The 22073-nt window shown below is 31.8% G+C and carries 22 protein-coding genes; 9 read left to right on the top strand and 13 right to left on the bottom strand.

The genetic code is table 11. The features are described 5' to 3' along the window. Positions 1 to 129 precede the first annotated feature (129 nt). Together BMY33_RS07940 and BMY33_RS07935 are read left to right on the top strand one after the other, a co-directional pair. The gene (locus BMY33_RS07940) at positions 130 to 993 is read left to right on the top strand and encodes a zinc-dependent peptidase (protein WP_170837038.1); all 864 of its coding nucleotides are present in this window, start codon (positions 130 to 132) and stop codon (positions 991 to 993) included. A 185-nt stretch (positions 994 to 1178) separates the two neighbouring features. Beyond that, complete coding sequence (locus tag BMY33_RS07935) at positions 1179 to 1883, top strand: Bax inhibitor-1/YccA family protein (RefSeq protein WP_091407344.1); 705 nt, start codon at positions 1179 to 1181, stop codon at positions 1881 to 1883. Positions 1884 to 1929: 46 nt separating this feature from the next. On the opposite strand, the gene BMY33_RS07930 is transcribed toward BMY33_RS07935, so the two are convergent. From BMY33_RS07930 to BMY33_RS07895, 8 genes are all read right to left on the bottom strand, one after another. Then, a complete protein-coding gene (locus BMY33_RS07930; RefSeq protein WP_091407342.1) occupies positions 1930 to 2475 on the bottom strand; it encodes a hypothetical protein in 546 nt (181 codons plus the stop codon). Next, the gene (locus BMY33_RS07925; RefSeq protein WP_091407341.1) at positions 2465 to 3442 is read right to left on the bottom strand and encodes a YpdA family putative bacillithiol disulfide reductase; all 978 of its coding nucleotides are present in this window, start codon (positions 3440 to 3442) and stop codon (positions 2465 to 2467) included. Before BMY33_RS07925 ends, BMY33_RS07930 begins: the two co-directional genes overlap by 11 nt. Next, positions 3442 to 4101 (bottom strand): ribulose-phosphate 3-epimerase, encoded by a 660-nt coding sequence (rpe, locus tag BMY33_RS07920; protein ID WP_091407339.1) that lies wholly within the window; start codon positions 4099 to 4101, stop codon positions 3442 to 3444. The genes BMY33_RS07925 and rpe overlap by 1 nt, the downstream gene beginning before the upstream one ends. Before the next feature lie 50 nt (positions 4102 to 4151). After that, positions 4152 to 4589: a BLUF domain-containing protein gene (locus BMY33_RS07915; protein WP_091407338.1), complete on the bottom strand. Its 438-nt coding sequence runs from the start codon at positions 4587 to 4589 to the stop codon at positions 4152 to 4154. Positions 4590 to 4670: 81 nt separating this feature from the next. Further along, positions 4671 to 5075, bottom strand: coding sequence for a BLUF domain-containing protein (locus tag BMY33_RS07910; RefSeq protein ID WP_091407336.1), 405 nt, complete (start codon positions 5073 to 5075; stop codon positions 4671 to 4673). A 135-nt stretch (positions 5076 to 5210) separates the two neighbouring features. Further along, complete coding sequence (locus BMY33_RS07905) at positions 5211 to 5618, bottom strand: BLUF domain-containing protein (protein WP_091407335.1); 408 nt, start codon at positions 5616 to 5618, stop codon at positions 5211 to 5213. 187 nt (positions 5619 to 5805) lie between these two features. Further along, on the bottom strand, positions 5806 to 6669 hold the full coding sequence (locus tag BMY33_RS07900; RefSeq protein WP_027395748.1) for a sigma-70 family RNA polymerase sigma factor: 864 nt from the start codon (positions 6667 to 6669) through the stop codon (positions 5806 to 5808). Between the two features lie 177 nt (positions 6670 to 6846). After that, positions 6847 to 7815 (bottom strand): hypothetical protein, encoded by a 969-nt coding sequence (locus BMY33_RS07895; RefSeq protein ID WP_091407333.1) that lies wholly within the window; start codon positions 7813 to 7815, stop codon positions 6847 to 6849. Between the two features lie 248 nt (positions 7816 to 8063). On the opposite strand from BMY33_RS07895, the gene BMY33_RS07890 reads away from it, so the two are divergent. The 6 genes from BMY33_RS07890 to BMY33_RS07865 all read left to right on the top strand — a co-directional run bounded on the left by BMY33_RS07890 (position 8064) and on the right by BMY33_RS07865 (position 13443). Further along, entirely contained in the window at positions 8064 to 8852 is a 789-nt protein-coding gene (locus BMY33_RS07890) for an LA_2272 family surface repeat-containing protein (RefSeq protein ID WP_091407332.1), read from the top strand. A 2-nt stretch (positions 8853 to 8854) separates the two neighbouring features. Continuing rightward, positions 8855 to 9241: a hypothetical protein gene (locus tag BMY33_RS07885; protein WP_091407330.1), complete on the top strand. Its 387-nt coding sequence runs from the start codon at positions 8855 to 8857 to the stop codon at positions 9239 to 9241. Between the two features lie 164 nt (positions 9242 to 9405). Then, on the top strand, positions 9406 to 10503 hold the full coding sequence (locus BMY33_RS07880) for a fatty acid desaturase family protein (RefSeq protein ID WP_170837037.1): 1098 nt from the start codon (positions 9406 to 9408) through the stop codon (positions 10501 to 10503). Then, a complete protein-coding gene (locus tag BMY33_RS07875) occupies positions 10493 to 11551 on the top strand; it encodes a fatty acid desaturase family protein (protein ID WP_091407326.1) in 1059 nt (352 codons plus the stop codon). Before BMY33_RS07880 ends, BMY33_RS07875 begins: the two co-directional genes overlap by 11 nt. Before the next feature lie 431 nt (positions 11552 to 11982). Continuing rightward, positions 11983 to 12681 carry a hypothetical protein gene (locus BMY33_RS07870; RefSeq protein WP_091407325.1) on the top strand — a complete coding sequence of 233 codons (699 nt, stop codon included), beginning with the start codon at positions 11983 to 11985 and terminating at the stop codon, positions 12679 to 12681. Between the two features lie 177 nt (positions 12682 to 12858). Next, positions 12859 to 13443 carry a hypothetical protein gene (locus tag BMY33_RS07865; protein WP_091407323.1) on the top strand — a complete coding sequence of 195 codons (585 nt, stop codon included), beginning with the start codon at positions 12859 to 12861 and terminating at the stop codon, positions 13441 to 13443. 74 nt (positions 13444 to 13517) lie between these two features. Here BMY33_RS07865 and BMY33_RS07860 read toward each other — a convergent pair whose 3' ends face one another. From BMY33_RS07860 to rpsO, 3 genes are all read right to left on the bottom strand, one after another. Then, positions 13518 to 16028: a chondroitinase-B domain-containing protein gene (locus BMY33_RS07860; RefSeq protein ID WP_091407322.1), complete on the bottom strand. Its 2511-nt coding sequence runs from the start codon at positions 16026 to 16028 to the stop codon at positions 13518 to 13520. Positions 16029 to 16186: 158 nt separating this feature from the next. After that, positions 16187 to 18391 (bottom strand): polyribonucleotide nucleotidyltransferase, encoded by a 2205-nt coding sequence (locus tag BMY33_RS07855; RefSeq protein ID WP_091407320.1) that lies wholly within the window; start codon positions 18389 to 18391, stop codon positions 16187 to 16189. A 253-nt stretch (positions 18392 to 18644) separates the two neighbouring features. Beyond that, entirely contained in the window at positions 18645 to 18914 is a 270-nt protein-coding gene (gene rpsO, locus BMY33_RS07850) for a 30S ribosomal protein S15 (protein WP_091408164.1), read from the bottom strand. A gap of 163 nt (positions 18915 to 19077) precedes the next feature. On the opposite strand from rpsO, the gene BMY33_RS07845 reads away from it, so the two are divergent. Continuing rightward, positions 19078 to 19908 carry a hypothetical protein gene (locus tag BMY33_RS07845; protein WP_091407319.1) on the top strand — a complete coding sequence of 277 codons (831 nt, stop codon included), beginning with the start codon at positions 19078 to 19080 and terminating at the stop codon, positions 19906 to 19908. A 167-nt stretch (positions 19909 to 20075) separates the two neighbouring features. Here the strand turns inward: BMY33_RS07845 and accD are convergent, their stop codons facing one another. Both accD and fbaA read right to left on the bottom strand, forming a co-directional pair. Then, positions 20076 to 20936 (bottom strand): acetyl-CoA carboxylase, carboxyltransferase subunit beta, encoded by an 861-nt coding sequence (gene accD, locus BMY33_RS07840; RefSeq protein ID WP_091407317.1) that lies wholly within the window; start codon positions 20934 to 20936, stop codon positions 20076 to 20078. Between the two features lie 67 nt (positions 20937 to 21003). Then, positions 21004 to 22071, bottom strand: a complete 1068-nt coding sequence (gene fbaA, locus BMY33_RS07835; protein ID WP_091407315.1) for a class II fructose-bisphosphate aldolase — start codon at positions 22069 to 22071, stop codon at positions 21004 to 21006. Positions 22072 to 22073: the final 2 nt, after the last annotated feature.

Genomic DNA, 22073 nt, shown 5'->3' with positions numbered 1-22073 from the left:
ATATTAAGCATTGTTTCTGAACAGGCTTTAATACTATGTAGGCGGTATTCACGTTTTAGTAATTGATTTAACAGAGTTTTTATTTCAAAACCACTATTTTGTAACCTTATAAACCTACTTATCCTTTTTTTGAACTTTTACTTATTATATATAATATTCCCTCAGGAGGTGCCTCAACCAGGGATTCCAAAATTTTTGGGAGTCCTATTGACAATTGGTATTGTCTCTATATGTGTTTATTATATCTCTCGATATTTGGAAACAGTTTATGCTAAGAGGTATAAGAAGCCTTTTTTTGTTCATTTTTATTTAAATTATAAAAAATTACCTTCAAATCTAGTATCTTTTTTAATTACTAATGCGTTTTATAACCAATTAGATAAACGAAGAAAAAAGTATTTTGAGCATCGTGTAATGAGGTTTTTGGAAACAACCAAGTTTGTTGGAAGAGAGGGACTGATTGTCGATGATGATAAGCGTATGCAAATTGCGATAATGGTTATTCAATTAACCTTTGGGATGCGTAATTATTTATTAGAATATGTGGAGACCATTATCTTATATCCATCTAGTTATTATTCGATACTTAATAAAACAGAAAACAATGGTGAGTTTAATCCAAGATCTAAGGCATTGGCATTATCTTGGGAACATTTTACTATTGGAAACTTACATCAAGAAGATGGAATTAATCTTGGAATACACGAAATTACACATGCGATTCATTATTGTTCATTAAAGAGTAACAATATTAGCTCAGAGATATTTCATGATACTTTTTTAGAACTAGAAAAACACTTGTCTTCTGTAGAATTACGTAATAAAATTATTGATTCTAAGATATTAAGAGAGTATGCATTTACCGATAAATTCGAATTTATTGCAGTACTAGTAGAAGTTTTTATGGAATCTCCAGAAAAGCTAAAGAAGCAATTTCCTGATATTTATACGTATGTAAGTCGGATGCTAAATTTTAAATATTTTAAAGTTTAAATGTTGGTGTTTAATTAGTATAATCACCTATGGATATGTTTGGAATTATTTGGTTTTAAGGTGTCTATTCGCTTTTATTGAAAAAACACAGAAAATGAAGGTAACATTTTACGACACTATGATACTTATATTAAATGATAAAACTATATTTATCTAACTAAACAGTTAAATCTAAAATGAATAATATGGAAGAGTTTCAGCAAGTAGCACCTGTAGTAAGTTCACTTACTGATGAAAAAAGAGTTGCTTTTTATAAAAAGACGTATACGCATTTGGCAATGGCAGTATTGTTATTTGTGATAGTAGAATGGGTGTTTTTTCAGATTGAACCTTTGGTAAATTTTGCATTTTCAATGACACAAGGATGGAGATGGATGGTGATGTTAGGAGGTTTTATGTTGGCAACAAATTATGCCGAGAAAATGGCTCACAAAACACATGATATCAATAAGCAGTATTTAGGACTGCTTCTTTATGTAGTAGCAGAGGCTTTTATTTTTATTCCTTTAATAGGAATAGCAATGATGATTGCTGAGAATGGAGGAGCTAATATATTAAATCAAGCTGCGATATTAACGTTAGCATTGTTTACAGGACTCTCTGGAGTGGTATTATTAACAAAAAAAGATTTTTCGTTCTTAAAATCTATATTAACTATTGGTTTCTTTATTGCATTAGGACTTATTATTGCTGGATTACTATTTGGTTTTAATCTTGGTTTATGGTTTAGTGTGGGGATGGTAGTGTTAGCATCTGGTTCTATTTTGTATCAGACGTCTAATATGGTACATAAATACTCAGAAGACCAATATGTTGGAGCCTCTCTTGGGTTGTTTGCTTCGCTAATGCTTTTATTTTGGTATATCTTAAGTATTTTATCTAATGATTAATTTTTGATGTAAAAATTAAAACATAATAATAAAAAAGCTCTCTGATTTAGAGAGTTTTTTTATTTGTTATTAATTCTAATCGCTTCTTTTGGCGTTCATGATGTCTCATATGTATTTCTATAAGAGAAAACCATTCTGCAGCATTGATCATTCCAAAGAATGGGTGGTGATGTTTTAAAGCTTTATCAGAATGTTTGATTAACGTTTCTTTAGATAACGTTTCTGTGATGAATTCTTTGAATTTGTTTTCTAAAGCTTCTCTTTCTAAAACTTCAGGAGTGAAATCTGATACAATTTTAGCAGGAAAAGACTCCATTTTTATAGAGCGAGAAGGAACAATATTTAAATCAAATATGAGGTAGGCAATACTGTTTTTTCCTTTTCCTTTTTTAATATCACCCTCAATACATTTTTGAAAATTTGGGAGCTGATATGTTTTTGCTACGCGAATAATATGATCATATAATTCTGCAAGGCACCATTGATTAGTTAATGGTTTGTGATACAATTTTTCTGTGCTATAACTTTGAAGGTCATAATACCATTTTTCAGACCTTCTTTTAAAAGTGATTGTTGGATCTTTATGAAACACTTGGTCGATTAGAAGTGATATGTTTTATAATAGTTTTTGCGTGTATTCTGGAGTTCTCTATAAACCATACGTGAGTATCCATTCCTCCACAAATAACGCCTGCTAAATATAACCCAGGAATGTTTGATTCCATAGTTTGGTCATTATATTTAGGATGTTTTTTCTCATCATCAGAAAGCTGGATTCCAATTTTTTGTAGAAAATCAAAATTTGGAGTATATCCCGTTAATGCTAAAACATAATCATTTCTTATACTTACTTCTCCTTCTGGTGTATCTATAATAATATGTTGAGGTAATATTTCTTTAACCGTACTATTAAAGAATACTTTAATACTTCCTTCCGAAATTCTATTTTCTATATCAGGTTTTACCCAGTATTTTACCCTTTTTCCAATTTCTGGAGACCTAACTATCATGGTAACGTCCGCTCCTTTACGATAACATTCTAGTGCGGCATCAACCGAAGAGTTACTGGCTCCAATGACAACTAATTTTTGTTTTGCAAAAAAGTGAGGATCCTTATAATAGTGTGATACTTTTGATAATTCTTCTCCTGGTACATTGATCATATTTGGAATGTCATAAAAACCTGTTGCAACAATGACATTAGAAGCAGCGTAACTTTGTTTAGAGGTTTCAATAAAAAAAGTAGTATTTTCTTTTTTTATAGTATTTACCTTTTCAAAAAGATTAATATTAATGTTATTAGAGGTGACAATTCTTCGATAATATTCTAAAGCCTCATTTCTTTTAGGTTTAGCTTCGTTACTGATAAAAGGAATTTCATCGATCTCTAGCTTTTCCGAAGAAGAAAAAAACTGCATATTAACTGGATAGTTAAAAAGTGAATTAACTATAGGGCCTTTTTCAATAATGAGATAGTCTATTCCATTCTTTTTAGCCTCTAATCCACAGGCAATACCTATGGGACCACCACCAATTATTATGAGATCAAAATGTTTCATTAAGATATCATCTCTTTCAAACCAGCAATAGTTTGGATAGGATCTTCACTTTTAAAAACATAACTACCGGCAACTAATACATCTGCTCCTGCTTCTACCAATTGTTTAGCATTTTTATTCGTAACACCTCCATCTATTTCAATTACTGTATTCGCACTATTGCGATCAATAATTTCTTTAAGTTGTTTTATCTTTTTGTATGTATTTTCAATAAATGATTGTCCACCAAAACCAGGGTTTACGCTCATGATACATACCAAATCAATATCTTTGATAGTGTCTTCTAGTAGACTTACATTCGTATGTGGATTTATTGCGACACCTGCTTTCATTCCTTCAGCTTTTATAGCTTGTAACGTTCTGTGAAGATGTGTGCAAGCTTCATAATGAACGGTAAGTATATTACTTCCTAAATCCGCAAAAGTCTTTATGTATCTGTCAGGATCAACAATCATTAAATGAACGTCAATAGTCTTTGTTGCATGTTTTGCAATATCTCTTAATACAGGCATCCCGAAAGAGATGTTAGGAACAAAAACTCCATCCATAATATCAATATGAAACCAATCGGCATCACTGTTGTTGATCATTTCTACATCACGCTGTAAATTAGCGAAATCAGCAGCTAGTACGGAAGGGGCAATTAATTTTGAAGACATAAAATTGTGTTGTTTTCCGCAAAAATACTATTAAAGTTTTGAAATCCAGACTAAGAAAGCTGCATAAATTTATTTGTTAAATAAGATATGCTTTTAAAAGTTTCGGGATTATTAGATTTTTCTTTTTCTAAGAACTGCTGTAATTCTGAATGTTCTGACCTTTTATTAATTGTCGAAAAGTTGGAGTTGTATTTTGAGAATGAGGGTTTAGTCATTTCATGATCAAAAATTTTGATGACATCATAATGTCGAGAATCGAGTAGTATTTTTTTAAACAAATCGTGTATAAGTTTTTTTTCTCCTTCAAGAATTTGAAAAAAATTACCATCAGAATACATCAGAATTCCAGTGATTTTTAAACTGTTATTGTTAACCTTTACGTACTCGAATAGTTCATTGATATCAGAGTTGGTTAAGAATCGATTCGCGGTACTAACATAACTAATGGTTTGCCACATAATTGAAATAGTGTTTCTTAAATTTAACATTAATTAGAGGAGTTATCTCTAATTTTTAAAATAAAATATTAAATACTTCAATGGGGTGAAGTTGATTACCAAAGTGTATTATCAGGTAAGCTTCATAAATTTATTGACTAGATATGATATGTTTTTGAAGTTTTTGGGGTTGTAAACTTTTTCTATTTCTAAAAATTGCTGTAAATCCGAATAATCTTTTTCTCGATTTACTATAGTATATGTACTTTGAAAATTGGTAAATGATGGAATGTTAATGGATCTATCTAATATTTTAATTAGATTGAAGTGACGTATATCTTTTTCTATTTTTTGATAAAGACTTTTGATGACTTTTTTTTGTCCTTCAATAATTTGGAAAAAATTTTGATCAGAATGCATTAAAATACCTGTAATACCAAGGTCTTCATTTTTTAATTTGGTTATATACAATAACTCATTGATTTGAAAATCAGAAAGCTCTGCAGAGGTGCTTACATATGAAATGGTATGTAACATAAAGATTTGGTTATATCTTAAAGTTACATTTTTTTAAGGGAATTTTTCTGTTAAATTTGTTTTTTAACTTTTGTTTAAATCACTAGTTGTTTTGCTCGTACGATCTATAGTAAAGCATTAGGAGACGAAAATTGTTTAAGAAAGTTTCATGAATTTGTTCGCTAGATATGAAATACTTTTGTAATTATCAGGGTTAAAGGATTTCTCTTCTCTAAGAAAAGTCTGAAGTTCACTATGATCATAGGATTCTCCTACAACTGTGAAATTAGAATGGTATTTAGAAAAACAAGGGTTAACGATAGCTCGATCAAAGATTTTTATGATATTATAATGTCTAGAATCTTGTTTTATTTTATTAAATAAAGAGTCGATAATATCCTTTTTGCCTTCTAAAACTTGTAAGAAATTCCCATCCGAATACATCAGTATTCCAGTAATTTTAAGTTCGTTGTTTTTCAATTTAACAAACTCAAATAGTTTTTCCATGTCACCATCATTTAATGAAGGATCAACGGTACTTACATAACTAATAGTTTGCCACATTTGATATGAATCTTTCTTAAAGATACTCTTTTTTTAATTTTAAAAAAGAGGGGAAATATTTTTTTAAAATTTTAAGAAGATGTTTACATGAAAAAACCTCCGGTAATCAGCCGGAGGTCATTCATCAATCAAAAAACGAACAGTTATGTTATAAACTGTTTGTAATCGCAATTTAGGAAATTAAAAGTTATCCTAAATAAGTTTTTAATATTTTACTACGAGATGTATGTTTTAATCTACGAATAGCTTTTTCTTTAATTTGACGAACACGCTCACGTGTTAAGTCAAAAGTTTCTCCAATTTCTTCTAATGTCATAGGATGTTGATCTCCTAGACCAAAATATAAACGGATTACATCAGCTTCTCTTGGTGTAAGTGTTTCTAAAGCTCTTTCGATTTCTGTACGAAGTGATTCGTGCAATAATGATCTATCAGGATTTGGAGATTCTCCAGAATTTAATACATCATAAAGATTAGAATCTTCTCCTTCTACTAAAGGAGCATCCATACTGACATGACGACCAGAGTTTTTCATAGACTCTTTTACGTCGTTAATTGTCATATCAAGTTCTTTTGCAATCTCTTCGGCACTTGGTGGACGCTCGTGAGATTGTTCTAAGAATGCATATGTTTTATTAATCTTATTAATTGAACCAATCTTGTTCAATGGCAAACGGACAATACGTGATTGTTCTGCTAATGCTTGCAAGATAGATTGACGAATCCACCATACAGCATATGAAATGAATTTAAAACCTCTTGTCTCGTCAAAACGCTTAGCCGCTTTAATCAATCCTAAATTACCCTCATTTATTAAATCAGGTAAAGTAAGTCCTTGATTTTGATATTGTTTTGCAACAGATACCACAAATCGTAAATTCGCTTTAGTTAATTTTTCAAGGGCTCTCTCATCTCCAGCTTTTATTCGCTGAGCTAATTCCACCTCTTCATCCGCAGTAATAAGATCTACTTTACCTATTTCTTGCAAATACTTGTCCAGCGATGCAGTCTCACGATTCGTTACCTGCTTCGTAATCTTAAGTTGTCTCATCTATGTTATCCTTGAAATTTTATTTGTGAATATTTATTTAGGGCTTTGCTTTTATTTATTATACGTATGTTGTTACGAAAATGTTACAAAAAAGTAAATTTATTTTTTTTAAAGTACTTTTTAGATGGTTTTAAAACCTATTTATTCTGTCGTATCTGACGCTCAAAAATTACAACCTTATTCGAATTCAAGTACGTTTTTAGCAATGATAAGAGATCTAAGTGCGTCAATTTTTTTATATATTTTATTAAAAAATAAATTTCTTTCTTTTTCACCAGCTGTGCTCAATAGTTTGGACCCATCCATCTGGATATTCAAAAAATGCTCTGCCTGATTACAAGTGGTTACATCATTTGTTCTATAATAAGAGAGAATAGTGAAAGGTACATATAATGATGTCTCTGAAGGAGTTTTTACTAATACACGGTTATTCATAAGTAATAACTCATTATAATAGAATTTGAAATTATCTTTTTGATCAATTATTTTTTTAGAAATTTGTTGAATCAATTTCTGAAGATCTTCGCATATCTCTAGAGCATCTTTAGAAGTAAGGGAATTAGATTCAAAATAAAAGTGTATTTGTTTTAGTGTACTATTTATAGTGGTGATATCCCATATTTCTATAGAATTCAGGTCATTATACATATTACCTAAACGTTTTGCAGCTTCTAAAAGAGATAAAGATGGATTAAATCCTGTAAATCTAACATCACCAAGATCAGAATCCATTATTTTTAACCAAACGTACATTTTAAATTTAGAGAGTAAGTTGTCATCTGATGTATAAAAAATAGGTAAATCTTTAGCAGAATAAATCATTTCTACATCTTTATTATTGATCAGCGGTGATAATGAATTATAAGAGTTTTCATAATATGCAAGCAGACTTTCCATATCCTGAACAGGAGCTGTCTTTTTTACAGCTACGATATGTTCATCTTCACTAGAAAATAACTGATCAATAGAGAGACTAAAGTATTTAGCTAATGTAACTCCTTCTTCTAATGAGAGTTTACTTTTTTTGCTAATTCTTCTATGTGCAGCGTCGTAACTAATATCTAATGCTGTGGCCACTTCATCTATTAAAGAATTTTTAGAATTTATTTGTTTTTTGATAAGTTCTAAGAAATTTTCCTGTATCATTTTTTGCTTTTAATAAGATTGATGATGTTTTGAATTGGAAAAGTAAAGTAGAAAAATAAGTTAATTTTGCGTTTTTCACAAAAAAATAAACCTTCTATTGTGATTATTATGATTTTCGCAAATAGGAAAATAAACTCTTTGTGTTTTGTGATAATCGCAAAAAAATATATTTCTATTCGCATTTATCACTTTTGGTCTCGTAATTATCACAATAATTTTGACCTGTTGAATTTTTTAAAACAGGAAAAATGAAAAATAGAATTTTAATAACATTAGTACTACTGATTTCTCTAGCATCCTTTAGTCAGCAACGTAAAAAGCATATAGGAGCTTGGACATATCATTCTAAAAACACTGATATAGTTGGCCTTTCGGTAGGATTGGCACCGAAAGATTTGTTAGGTGATACGACTTTAACTAGAACATATGGTCTGAAATTGGAAGCGCCTGGTTTGGGAATTCTTTATCCGATTGCACCAAAATCATATCTTTCTGGAGGAGCTAATGATGATCTTTTAGAAAAAGTATATGGAATTAATTTGTCTGGAGGTAGTCTAGGAGAAATTGCGGTACACGGTATATCAGGTGCTTTTATAGGACAATATTTACAAAAAATGAATGGAATAGCAATTGGCGGAATTGCAAATTCTATAGAAGAACAAAATGGAATATCTATTGCATTATTAGGAAATGAAGTTTATCACGGATTTGGAGCATCGATAGCTCTTTCTGGTAACGTCGCTCATAGTTATTTAGGTATTCAGATAGGAGCGTTCAATGATATAGAACGTTATGGTCGAGGAGTACAGTTTGGAGTTTTTAATACCTCCAATAATTATAAAGGAATACAGGTAGGTTTATCAAATCATAGTACTACTACACACTCTAAATATGAAGGAATTCAAATAGGGATTCTAAATAAGGCAGATAAGCTTAGAGGAATACAAATAGGATTGTGGAACAAAAACGAAAGACGTTCTCTACCTTTTATCAATTGGCAGTTTTCTAAGAAAAAAGTAAAGTCAAAAACATCTTAATTATGAATATCACTAGCAACTTAAGCATCGAAGGGGATTATGGATTCGAAGCTTTTTATGTACTTACTGGAGACTTGGTTGGTCTTATCCCAGTAAAAGAAAAATTATATACACGTATTAAATTTTTGGATGATAAAACATTGATGATTAGTTTAATGAAGTCAGAAACTCAAAAGATTAATAAGTATATAAAAGGAACGCTTATAGATGGGATTTTTAGTATTTCATCTTGTAATAGAGTTACTTCAATATTGTCATTTATTAAGCATTGGCGAACTCAAAAAATAAATGTACGTTCTAGTAAACAACAGTTATTGATTTTTTTATCAAAAACGGGGAAAGTACAATTAGGAGTTTTTAAAGACATCACTTCGAGGAAGAAAAAGTAAGGTTTGGAACTAAAACATTAACTCAAAACGGAACTTTAGTTTTGAGTTTTATCTGAATTCTAAGTAATTAATTATGTCATGTACCATAGTGAAATTGTGATGACAAAGAAATGGTCATTGGTTGTCACGCTGCAATTGGTGTGTCAAATTTTAAAAGAATAATTATGAGAAAAATAAAATTTTCTAAAGACGAAGGCTCGGAGTTTTATAAAGAGCTAAATGAACAAATTAGAAATTATTTTGATAGTAATCAAATGGACAAAACCGGAAATAAAAAGATGATTTTTAAGATAGTCCTGTATTTCACCTTAGTATTTTTGTTTTATTTTTTGATGCTTACTTCATCTAATTTAGGAGCATTCTTTGTCTTTTACATTGGTTTAGGAATATCGGTGTTATTAAATGCATTTAATGTTTCTCACGATGCAGCACATGGTGTTGCTGTAAAAAGTAAGTTCTGGAACAAACTTCTATTCCAATTAAGCTTTAATCTACAAGGTAACAATGCATATGTATGGGGTAAGAATCATAACGAATCTCATCATTTGTATACAAATATAGAGGGGAGTGATATAGATGTTTTAAATAACCCACTTGTAAGAATGACTCCCAATCAGGATTTACAATGGTATCATAGGTTTCAATACTTATATGTTCCATTTTTGTATTTGTTTTATTCCTTGAACTGGTTTTTGTTTAGAGAATTCTTAATGATTTTTAATAGGTCAAGTAGAACAATAAAGATTATGATTCCAGCATGGGAGGTTATCAAACTCATCTTTTTTAAGATCGCTTATATTACTTATATGATTATTATTCCGAGCATTATATTGCCATTTGAATGGGAGTATGTTTTAATAGCCTTTTTACTAAATCATTTCTTGGTATCCTTAATATTTACTGGAGTGTTGGGAGTTTCACATTTGTCAGATTATGTAGCACATCCTCAGCCTGATTCAAAAGGGAAACTTACTATGAGTTGGCCTAAGTTGCAGATGTGTACTTCTGTTGATTATAACGTGACTAGTACTTTTTTAAATTGGACATTAGGTGGTTTTAATGCACATGCGTTACATCATTTATTACCTAATATTTGCCATATACATTATATAAAATTACTACCAATATTTAGAGCGGTGGCAAAGAAGTATGGTGTCACATATATGGAGATGTCATATACTCAGGCATTACGATCACATTTTAGGTTTCTAAAAAAAATGGGAACACAAGTAGAATTTAAACCTGCTACTTATGAAATCTAAACATGTTTATAATAAATATCATACAGAGCTATTCGGTTCTATTCAAAAAGAGATTAATGATAAACTTAATTTCTGTCCAGATCGATTTAAAAGAAGAGTTATCTTTAAAGGGTTTGTTTATTCAGTTTTAACAAGTATAGCATATATAAGTCTTTATACGATAAGTAATCCATTTCTGTTGGTTATAACTTATGTGTTATTTGGTTTGATTGCATTGTTATTTGCTTTTAATTTCGCACATGATTTTTCGCATAATACAATTTTTAGAAGTAAGAAATTGAATCATAATTGTTTTGTGATACTTTATACGATAGTTGGAGCTCATGCAGAAGCTTGGAAGGAAAGACATGTGCAGTCACATCATCATGCACCAAATGTAGAAGGTTATGATACAGATTTAGAAATAACTGATCTTATTAGAGTAGTTCCCGGAAGTTCTTTACGATGGTTTCATAAGTATCAGCATTGGTATGCTCCGATCTTATATACTACCTATTCGTTATTCTGGATATTTATAAAAGATTTTAAAGTATTTTTTGGGAAAATAATTACAGGAAAGAAAAAATCTCTACGTTATAAAATTTCTTTTTGGTGTCAAAAGCTTTTCTATGTAATGTATTTAATTGTACTACCATTGCTATTAATTGATCAAGAATGGTATGTGATTCTGTTGGGATTTGTGATGATGCATTTGGTACAGTCTATATTTCTATTATTTACTTTTTTTATGACGCATCATATCGAAGGTGTTTTTTATCCAAAAACAGATGATCTTGGTTTTATAAAAACCTCTTGGTTGATGAATCAGATAAAAAGTTCTAATGATTTTTATCCTTCTAGTACAATTGCAAATTTTATTTTTGGAGGATTTAATAATCATATTGCGCATCATCTTTTTCCTCATATTCATCATATCTATTATCCAGAGCTTAATAGGATATTATATAAGATTTTAAGAAGTAATTTAATAGAACCTAATCAAACCACATATATAGGTGGAATTGTATCACATTTATCTCATTTAAGAATGTTAGGCAGAGTGTTGTAGCCAATTAGTTTTAAAATATCATGGTTAGAAACACCTTCAAAATTTGAAGGTGTTTTTTTTGTTATAATTTCTTGATTGTGATTATCACAAAGAGATATACTTTTTTAAGATTATAAGATATTGAATCGTATTTATAGGATGATAGATTCGAAATGTTTGATATTATTTAGAACGAAAAACTCATTTTACTATGCAAGATTGAACAAGGTTTTATTACTAAACCCTTCGTAGAATAACATTGATCCACAAAATAAGGTTATATCTCCTCAAGAGGACATAACCTCTGTCTTTGGAACCTTACTTGTGTTTTGAATACATACGATTTATGAGTTGCGATTATCACAAAGGCAAAGTTCTGTCCTTGCATTTTTAGCAATTGTAGCTAGAGTATAGCTAGTATGTTTGAATCACTAAACAATAAAAATTTTACAATGAAAAGATTAATTAAACTATTCGTTTTATTACTGTGTTTGTCCAAATATTGTTATGGTCAAGATATAAGAACTGATAAAAAACCAATTGCTTTCACAAGTGGATTTAGTACGATTGTAAGTGATGAGAGTAATGAATTAGATATTTATGCAGGTGTATTGTTGGAAAGAAAAAATGGATGGGGTTATGGTTTTGATTTTACAAGATCGGCTTATACATCAGAAAGTGCTAAAGGAATTCCGCCAATTACTGAAATAGAAAACTTTGAAGGCGCTGAGTTACCTTCCGGAATTGAAAAAAGATTTCCTTATAGTGGTAAAAGAGATAATAGATTATATTCTTTATCGCCCAACGTATTTAAATCTTTCGCGCTTAATAAGAAGAGATCTCTTAGTATATTTATAATGGGAGGTCCTTCTATAATATATAGTGAAGATTATGAATATACTGCTAAATACTCTCCAGCTTCATCTTGCGAATTTGGTGGATTTTGCTTTCCTGATTCTTCTGGGCCATCATTAGATTATATGAGAAGTAAGGAGAACAAGAAAATAGTTTTTGGTGGATTTTCTAAAATATCTTTAAGGTATACTTTTACTAGAGTAGTAGGTGTAGAGCTCTCTGCCTATGGTAATCTAAATGGGGTAAAAAGTGTATATGGATTACAGTTTGGAGTTGTTTTGGGAAGACTCTTTTGAATTAATATATTCAATTAGTATAAAACCTTTTAATAATTTTTAGAAGGTTTTTTTATGATGTAATGTTTTGGTTGTGTTAATCACAAAGATATGTTTTTACCCTTGCGTTTTTGACAATTGTAGTAGATAAATAGCTTTTATGTTTGAATAACTAAACAAATTTAAAGTAATATTATGATGAACAGATTAGTAACACTTGGTATGATTCTTTTATTAACTATGAATTATGTATTTGGGCAAGAAAGCCTTGAAAAAGAGCATAAATTAAAGGTTAAGTCTATAACTGCTGGTTTTGGGGTTTACCATGCAGATCTTAGAGGTACTGATGATCCTTTTGGATCGAATCAAAATGGTCCCACTTTGTCAGTTGGGTTATCTCTGGCGTATAAAAAACATATTTTTTCGCTAGATGTAGATTTAGGGCTTGACCTGTATCCTGATATCATATTTGAAGCTATTGGTGGAGGCGATAATGAAGAGACTTTTTTTAATAGTTATGATATACTATATGGTAGAGAGTTTTCTGTCTTTAAATGGTTTAGAATAGAAGCTCATACCGGTTTAGGGGTGTATCTATATAAGGATTGGTTAGCTTCTGATGGAAGATATGATACAAAAGAGATCATTGGAATCCCCGTAGATCTAAGGTTAATGATTGATTCTTCCAGAGGATTTTCGTTCGGGATCAATCCAGAGGTGAATTTTAATACTATAAATACTACATATATGGGAAGTATGGTGTTTCAGTATCGGTTTAATTAAACCTAACTTTATTAATCAAAAAAAACGCTTATAGTAACATTAGTTATAAGCGTTTTTTTCTAATATTTTGTAGTTTACTGGACTATAAAACGACCATAAGCTCCTCGTATTTTTGCAATGTAAGTCCCTGAACTAAGATTGCTAATTTCTAATTGACCAATACTATTATCAATTTCTTTTTTCAACATTAATCTTCCGTGCAAGTCATATACTTCTACTTTTCCAATTATCGTTTTAGATTCGATAATAATAGGTTGATTTTTTGCCGGAATAGGGTATAATAAAATATCTTTAGATGAAAGACGGTTATCATCTACTCCTAAGGTAGCATCGCAGGTTGTATCACCATAGATGTTAACCTCTACAATGCTAGCAAAACCAGAACCAGTGCTATTTCCGTTAGAAGTAAATTTCACATATCTCCCTGTTGCATTATTAAGGTTAAAAAGTTGTTCTGTGTTTTCCGCACCTGTTTCAATCATACTATCTTGACCCGTTAATATGCTGGTAAATGGACCTGTTTGATCATCCGATACTGCAATGTCAAAATTAATAATTCTTTCATCAGCTTTTAACACATGAATTCCTATTTCACTTAGAACTCTGATACAAGACAGGTCGAAAGTTATAGAAACCTCTGGTTCTGTATTGGCATCTCCCGTCCAATATTCTGCGTCGGTTACATTATCATCCCAAGCAAATTGAGGTCCTACATTAGGCTTTCCTGGTTCGGTTCCTATAGCAGTCGCATCAATAATTGTAATTTCTTCAGAAAATATATTAGATTGTGTTATGGTCAACATAGTAGTTAAATCACTTCCTCCAGCAACCTCACTAATAGTTATAGTAGCCGTACGTTGAGCAGACGAAGTGTTTTCTGTGAAATCAGCTATAATTACTGCAGAGTTGCTTCCAGAAGTTATATCAAGAGTTAACCAATCTGCATTATCTGTAATTGTCCAATCTACATTAGTATCAATGTCAAATAAAGTATTTCCTGCACTTCGAGCTACATTTATAGCCGTAGTATTTGTAGTTAATCTTGGAGTGTCAATACCGGTTCCACCAAAACCAATAGAAACACCTACATCAGCAGTAGTATATGGAATACGAGAACCACTAGAATTGAATTCTTCAGCACCCGCATCAAGGTTCCCGGAACGATTTCCTCCTAAGATATCGGTAGTTACAAAAGGATAGCTTCCAACAGCAGCGTCAATAGCTGGACTATTACTTCCTAATTCATAATACAAAGTCCCATTTTCTAAGAGTCCATTAGTAACAACTTGATTGTTATTAGTTCCTGTAGTAAGATCCCAAACTCCATTTTGAGTAATATTTCCTTGATAGATAGAAGTGCCTATTGGAGCTGTTTGTTCATCAACAGCACTTTCTTCTGTGTTAATCATAATGTTGTTAGCAATAACCAAATTTTCTGGTGCCAAGGTTAACACTGGATTGTTACTTACGCTAGTCCCAATTCTAAATCCATAATCACAATTAACAAAAGTATTATTTACAATAATTGCATCTTTAACCTGGAAATAACGATTAAGAGGAGAGTTTTCTTGTCCATTACTGACATTGATCGCTCCTGCGGTTTTGGTATTCCCTCCTTCGGGTTTTTCAGAATTTACTCCTTCAATATAGTTATTGTATACTTTATGTCCTTCTCCGATCACACGAATTCCACCTGAGAAAAGATTGTTTTCGGCAAAAAAGAAATTGTTATAAACTTCACAATCATCACCGTGTCGTAGTGTTAATGTTCCCTGGTAATCTCTAAAAGTATTGTTGTAATACTTATTCTCACCACTTTTATTAGAAATGATTTCGACTTCTCCTGACCAATTGTAAAATAGATTATCATACACTTCAGTATTTGATGGGTGCAATGAGGTACTGCTATTTCCAATTCTAATAGCATCTTGATCATTTAGGTCATTTACGACACCAACAGGCGTTCGATCGGCAAAATAATTATGATGTATTTTTGTAAAATCTGGTTCTGCAAATTCGGTAGATGTGGCATTTCTGTTGTCATTAATAATACTTCCTATACCATATTTTCCTTCGAAGGAGCTGAAACTTATTTCATTATATTGTCCATAAACAATGATCCATTTAAATGTGAGTAGTTCTTGTGCGGCAGTACCATTATAACTATCTATTTTAATGTTTGTAATGGTGCAATGATCACATTCGTTGTTGCTAGAATCTCTCAATTCTATTACGGGTTCTATGATACTTCCACTTACATCTAAGTTTGATGGATTCTGAAAAATAACACCATCGAAAATGATGTAAGAACCACCCATACTTACTCTTGAATTACCTTCAAAAAACACTGATCCTGGAGTTTGTGCTTTGATAGTTACAGGATTTGTTCCGGTACCGTTCTTATTAATGTTAATTTGTACATCAGTCCAGGTGCCGTTTGCTAATGTGATGGTAGTTCCGGCAGTAGCATTGGTAATAGCTGTTTGTAATTCTGAATTGTTGTTTACAATCTGAGAGTAGGTGTGACTGTAAGAAGTTATCAATACTAATAAGAAGGTAAACACCTTCAAATAATTCTTTTTCATAATCTAGGGCTTTACTTTTTTTGTTTTAAATTGGTTAACCAATTTGGTCAACCAATACAAATATACTGTTCATTTTCGTAAAACCAATATATTTTATAAAAAAACAAAAGCGCCTTCAAAATATGAAGGCGCTTTTTAAGTATCATAACGAGAGTATATTAATTCTCTTTTTTGTCATTGTTTCTTGGTTTTCTATCACCTCGTGGTTTGTCATCTCTAGACTTGCTACCTTCAGGTCTTGGAGGTCTTGGTAATAATGCTTTTCTAGAAACTTTTTCCTTACGAGTTCTAGAATCAATACCAAAATACTTCACATCCATAACGTCACCCATATTCACAACGTCGCTAACATTTTCAGTGCGTTCCCAAGCTAATTCGGAAACATGAAGTAATACTTCGTTACCAGGAGCATCCATATATTCTACTACAGCACCAAAATCTAACATTTTAACTACTTTAACTTCGTATACGCTACCTACAACAGGTTTAAACAATATCGCATCTATTTTTGCTGTTACGGCATCAATACCTTCATTTCCAACACCTAGTATTTCTACAATACCTTCTTCTGTTACTGGATCTTCATTGATTACAATAGTAGTTCCAGTCTCTTTTTGCATTTCTTGTATTACTTTTCCACCAGGTCCAATTAGGGCACCGATAAACTCATTAGGAATACGTCTCGTAATCATTTTTGGAGAATGCGGCTTCACATCTTCGGCAGGAGCAGAAATAGTGTCCGTTAATTTCTCTAAAATGTGTAAACGACCATCACGCGCTTGTTTTAGTGCATTTACTAAAATTTCGTATGATAAACCTTTTACTTTAATATCCATTTGACAAGCAGTGATACCATCTGCGGTACCAGTAACTTTAAAATCCATATCTCCTAAATGATCTTCATCACCTAAAATATCAGATAATACAGCATACTTTCCAGATTCTGCGTCAGAAATTAATCCCATTGCAATACCTGAAACAGGTTTTGTCATTTGCACACCAGCGTCCATCAACGCCATCGTACCAGAACAAACAGTTGCCATAGAAGAAGAACCATTAGATTCTAATACTTCAGAAACAACCCTAACCGTATAAGGACAATCCTCAGGAATCATTCCTTTTAATGCACGTTGTGCTAAATTACCGTGTCCAACTTCTCTACGAGAAGTACCTCTAATTGGGCGCGCCTCACCAGTACAAAAAGGAGGGAAGTTATAATGTAAATAAAAACGTTCTTCACCTTCGTAAGATGGCATATCTACTTGATTTGCATCTCTAGATGTTCCTAAAGTTACTGTAGCTAATGCCTGAGTTTCGCCTCTTGTGAAAATAGAAGACCCATGAGTTGATGGTAAATAATCTACCTCACACCATATTGGTCTGATTTCACTTGTCTTTCTTCCATCAAGACGTAATCCTTCATTTAATGTTAAATCACGAACAGCAGCTTTTTCTGCTTTCGCATAATATTTAGATACTAGATCTCCAAAATCTTCTAATTCTTCTTCAGAGAATGTAGCTTTTATTTCTTCTTTGATTTCAGAAAAAGCCATTCCACGTTCTTTTTTAGAAGAACCTTGTTTTGCTACAGCATATACTTTATCATATGCCATATCATATATTTTCTTAGCTAAATCTTCATCACTTCTTTCTGGCTCATACTCACGTACTTCTTTTTTTCCGAAAGCTTCAGCTAATCTTTCCTGAGCAGCACACTGAACTTTTATAGCTTCGTGAGCAAATTTAATAGCCTCAGTCATTTCTTCTTCAGAGATCTCATCCATCTCTCCTTCAACCATCATTACTGAGTCAGCAGAAGCACCTATCATCATATCGATATCAGATTCTTCTAATTGAGCTCTTGTAGGGTTGATAATAAATTCACCATTAACACGTCCTACTCTTGCTTCAGAAATAGCACATTCAAAAGGGAAATCCGATAATTGTATTGCAGCAGAAGCAGCTAATCCAGCCATAGCATCTGGCATAACGTCTTCATCGTGAGACATTAATTGAATCATTACTTGAGTCTCTGAATGGTAATCTTTTGGGAAAAGTGGACGTAATACACGATCTACTAATCTCATAGTTAATACTTCTCCATCACTTGGTCTTGCTTCTCTTTTGAAAAAGCCACCTGGATAGCGACCTGCAGCAGCAAACTTTTCTCTATAATCTACTGTTAACGGAAGAAAATCTACATCACTTTGTTTGTAGTTAGATACTACTGTACATAATAACATACATTTTCCTGATTGAACAACAACAGATCCATGTGCCTGTTTTGCTAATTTTCCGGTCTCTAGGCTAATTTCTCTTCCATCTCCTAGATCAATGACCTCTCTATAAACTTTTGGAATCATATTTTTTTTGATTCTAACCTTGTATATTTTTAGTTAATTCTATACTTCCAATATAAAAGGTTTTATTAAACATTGGTTTCCGTCTTACTCGGACGGACAAGGTTGTGTTGTTGTTGTAGTAGTTGTGCGACCAATGAAAAACTAAGGCATCATTTTGATCATTCCTAGATCAAAACGTTTTTTAATTAAACTTTATTCTATTTATAGTAATGAGTATAATTAAAAAGAGAGGCGTACGGCCTCTCTTTTTCGATTATTTTCTTAATCCTAATTCTTTTACAATTGCACGATATCTCATAATATCTTTCTTAACAAGATAGTCTAAAAGATCTCTACGCTTACCTACTAACTTTACTAACGAACGTTCAGTATTATAATCTTTACGATTGTTTTTTAAGTGCTCAGTTAAATGGGTAATTCTGTGCGTAAATAATGCAATTTGTCCTTCTGCAGAACCGGTGTCGTTTTTACCTTTTCCGTGTTTTGAGAAGATTTCTTCTTTCGTTTCTTTTGTTAAATACATTCCAATATTATTTAAATGATTTTTATGTATAGATAGCATTCTGCTATCAGCGTGCAAATATAGTATTTTTTATATTAGAAATACTTCTTACTAAAAAAACATTTTTAATTAAACCTTTTGTAAATAATTAAGTCTTAGAGAGGTAACGTTAAAAATTAATATAATGAAGAACAACATTTTTAAATTTGGTTTTATTGCATTCTTTATGACGGTTTTAGTTGGATGTGATAGTGGAGATACAGTGGGTCAATTACCTATTGAAGATATTAACAGCGAAGAAGCTGCTTTATCGGTAACAATTGATGATGGTTCGGAAGTACTTAGTGATCTTACATTACAAGGTTTTGAGGACGAAGAGAGTTTGGCAAAAAGTGGTGCAAATCGTTTTTTGCCAGATTGTGCTACCGTGACTATAGAATTGACGGATACTACAAAAAATGTAATAATTGATTTTGGAGTAGAAGGTTGTGAGGTAAGAAGTGGACATATTGTGAAAGGAAGGATTTTGATGTCTTATGAACGGAATATAGATGAAATGTCCTTATTGATTAATTATAGTTTAGAAGATTTCTTCATTGACGATATACAATTTGCAGGATCTAGAACAATTACTAGACTTAAGGAAAATGAAAATGGTAATCCAGAGTATTCAATGAATTTTGATTTTACAGTAACACTTATCGATGGTACTCAGGTATCTAGGGCAGGTTCTAAGACTCGTGAATGGATTGAAGGTGCTTTTAATGGTAATTGGGGCGATAATGTTTTTTTAATCAATGGAGATTGGCAGACTAACTTTTCGAATGGTGGTATTCATAGTACTACTATTTCTACATCATTAAGACGAGAAGCCAGTTGTAGGTTTTTTGTTAGTGGGGTCGTGGAATTGGTAAGAACTAATTACAGTGGATCTTTGAGTTATGGTGATGGGTCTTGTGATAATAAAGCAATATTTACAAACTCTGAAGGAGAAGAAATAGAAATAGTATTGTAATTTTTTGGTTTTCAATAGTCGAAAGCATCTTCTACTTTGGAGATGCTTTTTTTATTGTACTATTTAAAGAAAAGAGTGTTGAATAAAAATATCAACTACAATACCTTTTTAAAGATAAAACCCGGTTTCTACCGGGTTTTATAATATGCTATTTAAATATATAGTCTCTAATTAGAAGATAATGGTCTATTAAGAATTAGATCTAAATATAAATTAATTTTGTCTTTTAGGTTTTGTCTTGGACTAATAAAATCTAAGAATCCATGTTCTTTTAAGAACTCCGCAGTTTGGAAACCTTCAGGAAGTTCTTTTCCTGTCGTATCTCTAACGACTCTAGGTCCAGCAAATCCAATAAGTGCTCCTGGTTCTGCGATATTAATATCTCCGAGCATTGCGAAAGATGCGGTAGTACCTCCAGTAGTTGGATCAGTACATAATGAGATATAAGGAATTCCAGCATCGGCTAATTGAGCAAGTCTTGCAGAAGTTTTTGCTAACTGCATTAATGATAATGCAGCTTCCATCATACGAGCTCCTCCAGATTTAGAGATAATCATAAATGGAATCTTATTCTTAAGCGCATAGTCAGCTGCTCTTGCTATTTTTTCTCCTACCACACTACCCATAGAACCACCTATGAATGAAAAATCCATACAAGCAATTACTAAATCATTACCGTTAGATTTTCCAACAGCAGTTCTTACAGCATCTTTTAAGTTTGTTTTTTCTTGAGCATCTTTAAGACGATCAGTATACTTCTTTTTGTCTTCGAATTTAAGAGGATCTTTAGAGGTTAGGTTTTTATCTAATTCTTTAAACTTGTTATCATCAAATAGAATTTCGAAATATTCTTTACTACCTATCCTTACATGATATCCGTCTTCCGGACTTACATAAAAGTTTTTCTCTAGTTGTTCTGCATCAACTATTTTTCCTGTAGGAGATTTATACCAGAGTCCCTTTGGAACATCTTTTTTATCCTCAGTAGCAGTCTGTATACCTTTTTGAGTTCTCTTAAACCAAGCCATAAATTATTTGTATTAAAAAAGCTGAAACTCTTTATTGTTTAGAGTTTCAGCTTGGTTTTATATCTTATTATAATGTATTTACATTATTTAAATCTTCAAAAGCCTTTTTAAGACGGCTTTTAAAGGTGATTTCACCTTCTCTTAGCCATTTTCTAGGGTCGTAATGTTTTTTGTTAGGTTCATCTGCTCCATCAGGATTACCAATCTGAGTCTTAAGATAATCGATCTTTCCAGTCATATAATCTCTAATGCCTTCACAAAACGCAAATTGAAGATCAGTGTCTATATTCATTTTGATAACTCCATATCCAATAGATTCTCTAATTTCTTCTAGAGTAGAACCGCTTCCTCCGTGAAATACAAAGTCAATGTGGTTATGTTCTACACCGTATTTTTCTGAAATAAATTCTTGAGAATTTTTAAGAATTTTTGGAGTTAATTTTACATTACCAGGTTTGTATACTCCGTGCACATTTCCAAAAGCTGCAGCTACTGTAAATTTATCACTTACTTTACTTAATTCTTCGTAAGCGTATGCAACTTCTTCTGGTTGTGTGTATAATTTAGAATCATCTACATCACTATTGTCAACACCATCTTCTTCTCCTCCTGTAATACCAAGTTCTATTTCTAAAGTCATACCCATTTTACTCATTCGTGAAAGGTATTCTTTACAAATTTCGATATTCTCTTCAATAGGTTCTTCTGATAAATCTATCATATGAGAACTATAAAGAGGTTTCCCTGTTTCTTTATAGAACGCTTCTCCCGCATCTAATAATCCGTCTATCCAAGGAAGTAGCTTTTTTGCACAGTGGTCAGTATGCAAAATAACTGGCACTCCATAAGCTTCTGCCATTAAATGTACGTGTCTTGCTCCCGCAGTCGCTCCAGCGATTGCAGCTTTTTGGTCTTCATTAGAAAGCCCTTTTCCTGCATTAAACTGTGCTCCTCCATTAGAGAACTGAATAATTACAGGGGAGTTTAATTCTGCAGCAGTTTCTAATACTGCATTAATAGAATTGGAGCCAATTACGTTTACTGCTGGTAAGGCAAATGCTTTTTCTTTGGCATAATTGAAAATAGCCTGTACTTCGTCTCCTGTTGCAACTCCTGGTTTGATGTTGTGACTCATAA

Origin of the sequence: Aquimarina amphilecti, from assembly GCF_900109375.1 — a bacterium.
In the GTDB taxonomy this organism is placed as follows: Bacteria; Bacteroidota; Bacteroidia; order Flavobacteriales; family Flavobacteriaceae; genus Aquimarina; species Aquimarina amphilecti.
This window is presented reverse-complemented; position numbering and strand designations above follow the sequence as displayed.

What these genes read in the sequence shown, in the direction of transcription:
- BMY33_RS07880 (WP_170837037.1), top strand. Translation starts at nt 9,406, where the DNA reads ATGAGAAAAATAAAATTTTCTAAAGACGAAGGCTCGGAGTTTTATAAA.
- BMY33_RS07875 (WP_091407326.1), top strand. Translation starts at nt 10,493, where the DNA reads ATGAAATCTAAACATGTTTATAATAAATATCATACAGAGCTATTCGGT.
- BMY33_RS07865 (WP_091407323.1), top strand. Translation starts at nt 12,859, where the DNA reads ATGAACAGATTAGTAACACTTGGTATGATTCTTTTATTAACTATGAAT.
- rpe (WP_091407339.1), bottom strand. Translation starts at nt 4,101, where the DNA reads ATGTCTTCAAAATTAATTGCCCCTTCCGTACTAGCTGCTGATTTCGCT.
- BMY33_RS07870 (WP_091407325.1), top strand. Translation starts at nt 11,983, where the DNA reads ATGAAAAGATTAATTAAACTATTCGTTTTATTACTGTGTTTGTCCAAA.
- BMY33_RS07860 (WP_091407322.1), bottom strand. Translation starts at nt 16,028, where the DNA reads ATGAAAAAGAATTATTTGAAGGTGTTTACCTTCTTATTAGTATTGATA.
- BMY33_RS07915 (WP_091407338.1), bottom strand. Translation starts at nt 4,589, where the DNA reads ATGTTAAATTTAAGAAACACTATTTCAATTATGTGGCAAACCATTAGT.
- BMY33_RS07885 (WP_091407330.1), top strand. Translation starts at nt 8,855, where the DNA reads ATGAATATCACTAGCAACTTAAGCATCGAAGGGGATTATGGATTCGAA.
- fbaA (WP_091407315.1), bottom strand. Translation starts at nt 22,071, where the DNA reads ATGAGTCACAACATCAAACCAGGAGTTGCAACAGGAGACGAAGTACAG.
- BMY33_RS07895 (WP_091407333.1), bottom strand. Translation starts at nt 7,815, where the DNA reads ATGATACAGGAAAATTTCTTAGAACTTATCAAAAAACAAATAAATTCT.
- BMY33_RS07935 (WP_091407344.1), top strand. Translation starts at nt 1,179, where the DNA reads ATGGAAGAGTTTCAGCAAGTAGCACCTGTAGTAAGTTCACTTACTGAT.
- accD (WP_091407317.1), bottom strand. Translation starts at nt 20,936, where the DNA reads ATGGCTTGGTTTAAGAGAACTCAAAAAGGTATACAGACTGCTACTGAG.
- BMY33_RS07925 (WP_091407341.1), bottom strand. Translation starts at nt 3,442, where the DNA reads ATGAAACATTTTGATCTCATAATAATTGGTGGTGGTCCCATAGGTATT.
- BMY33_RS07900 (WP_027395748.1), bottom strand. Translation starts at nt 6,669, where the DNA reads ATGAGACAACTTAAGATTACGAAGCAGGTAACGAATCGTGAGACTGCA.
- rpsO (WP_091408164.1), bottom strand. Translation starts at nt 18,914, where the DNA reads ATGTATTTAACAAAAGAAACGAAAGAAGAAATCTTCTCAAAACACGGA.
- BMY33_RS07910 (WP_091407336.1), bottom strand. Translation starts at nt 5,075, where the DNA reads ATGTTACATACCATTTCATATGTAAGCACCTCTGCAGAGCTTTCTGAT.
- BMY33_RS07845 (WP_091407319.1), top strand. Translation starts at nt 19,078, where the DNA reads ATGAAGAACAACATTTTTAAATTTGGTTTTATTGCATTCTTTATGACG.
- BMY33_RS07905 (WP_091407335.1), bottom strand. Translation starts at nt 5,618, where the DNA reads ATGTGGCAAACTATTAGTTATGTAAGTACCGTTGATCCTTCATTAAAT.
- BMY33_RS07855 (WP_091407320.1), bottom strand. Translation starts at nt 18,391, where the DNA reads ATGATTCCAAAAGTTTATAGAGAGGTCATTGATCTAGGAGATGGAAGA.
- BMY33_RS07890 (WP_091407332.1), top strand. Translation starts at nt 8,064, where the DNA reads ATGAAAAATAGAATTTTAATAACATTAGTACTACTGATTTCTCTAGCA.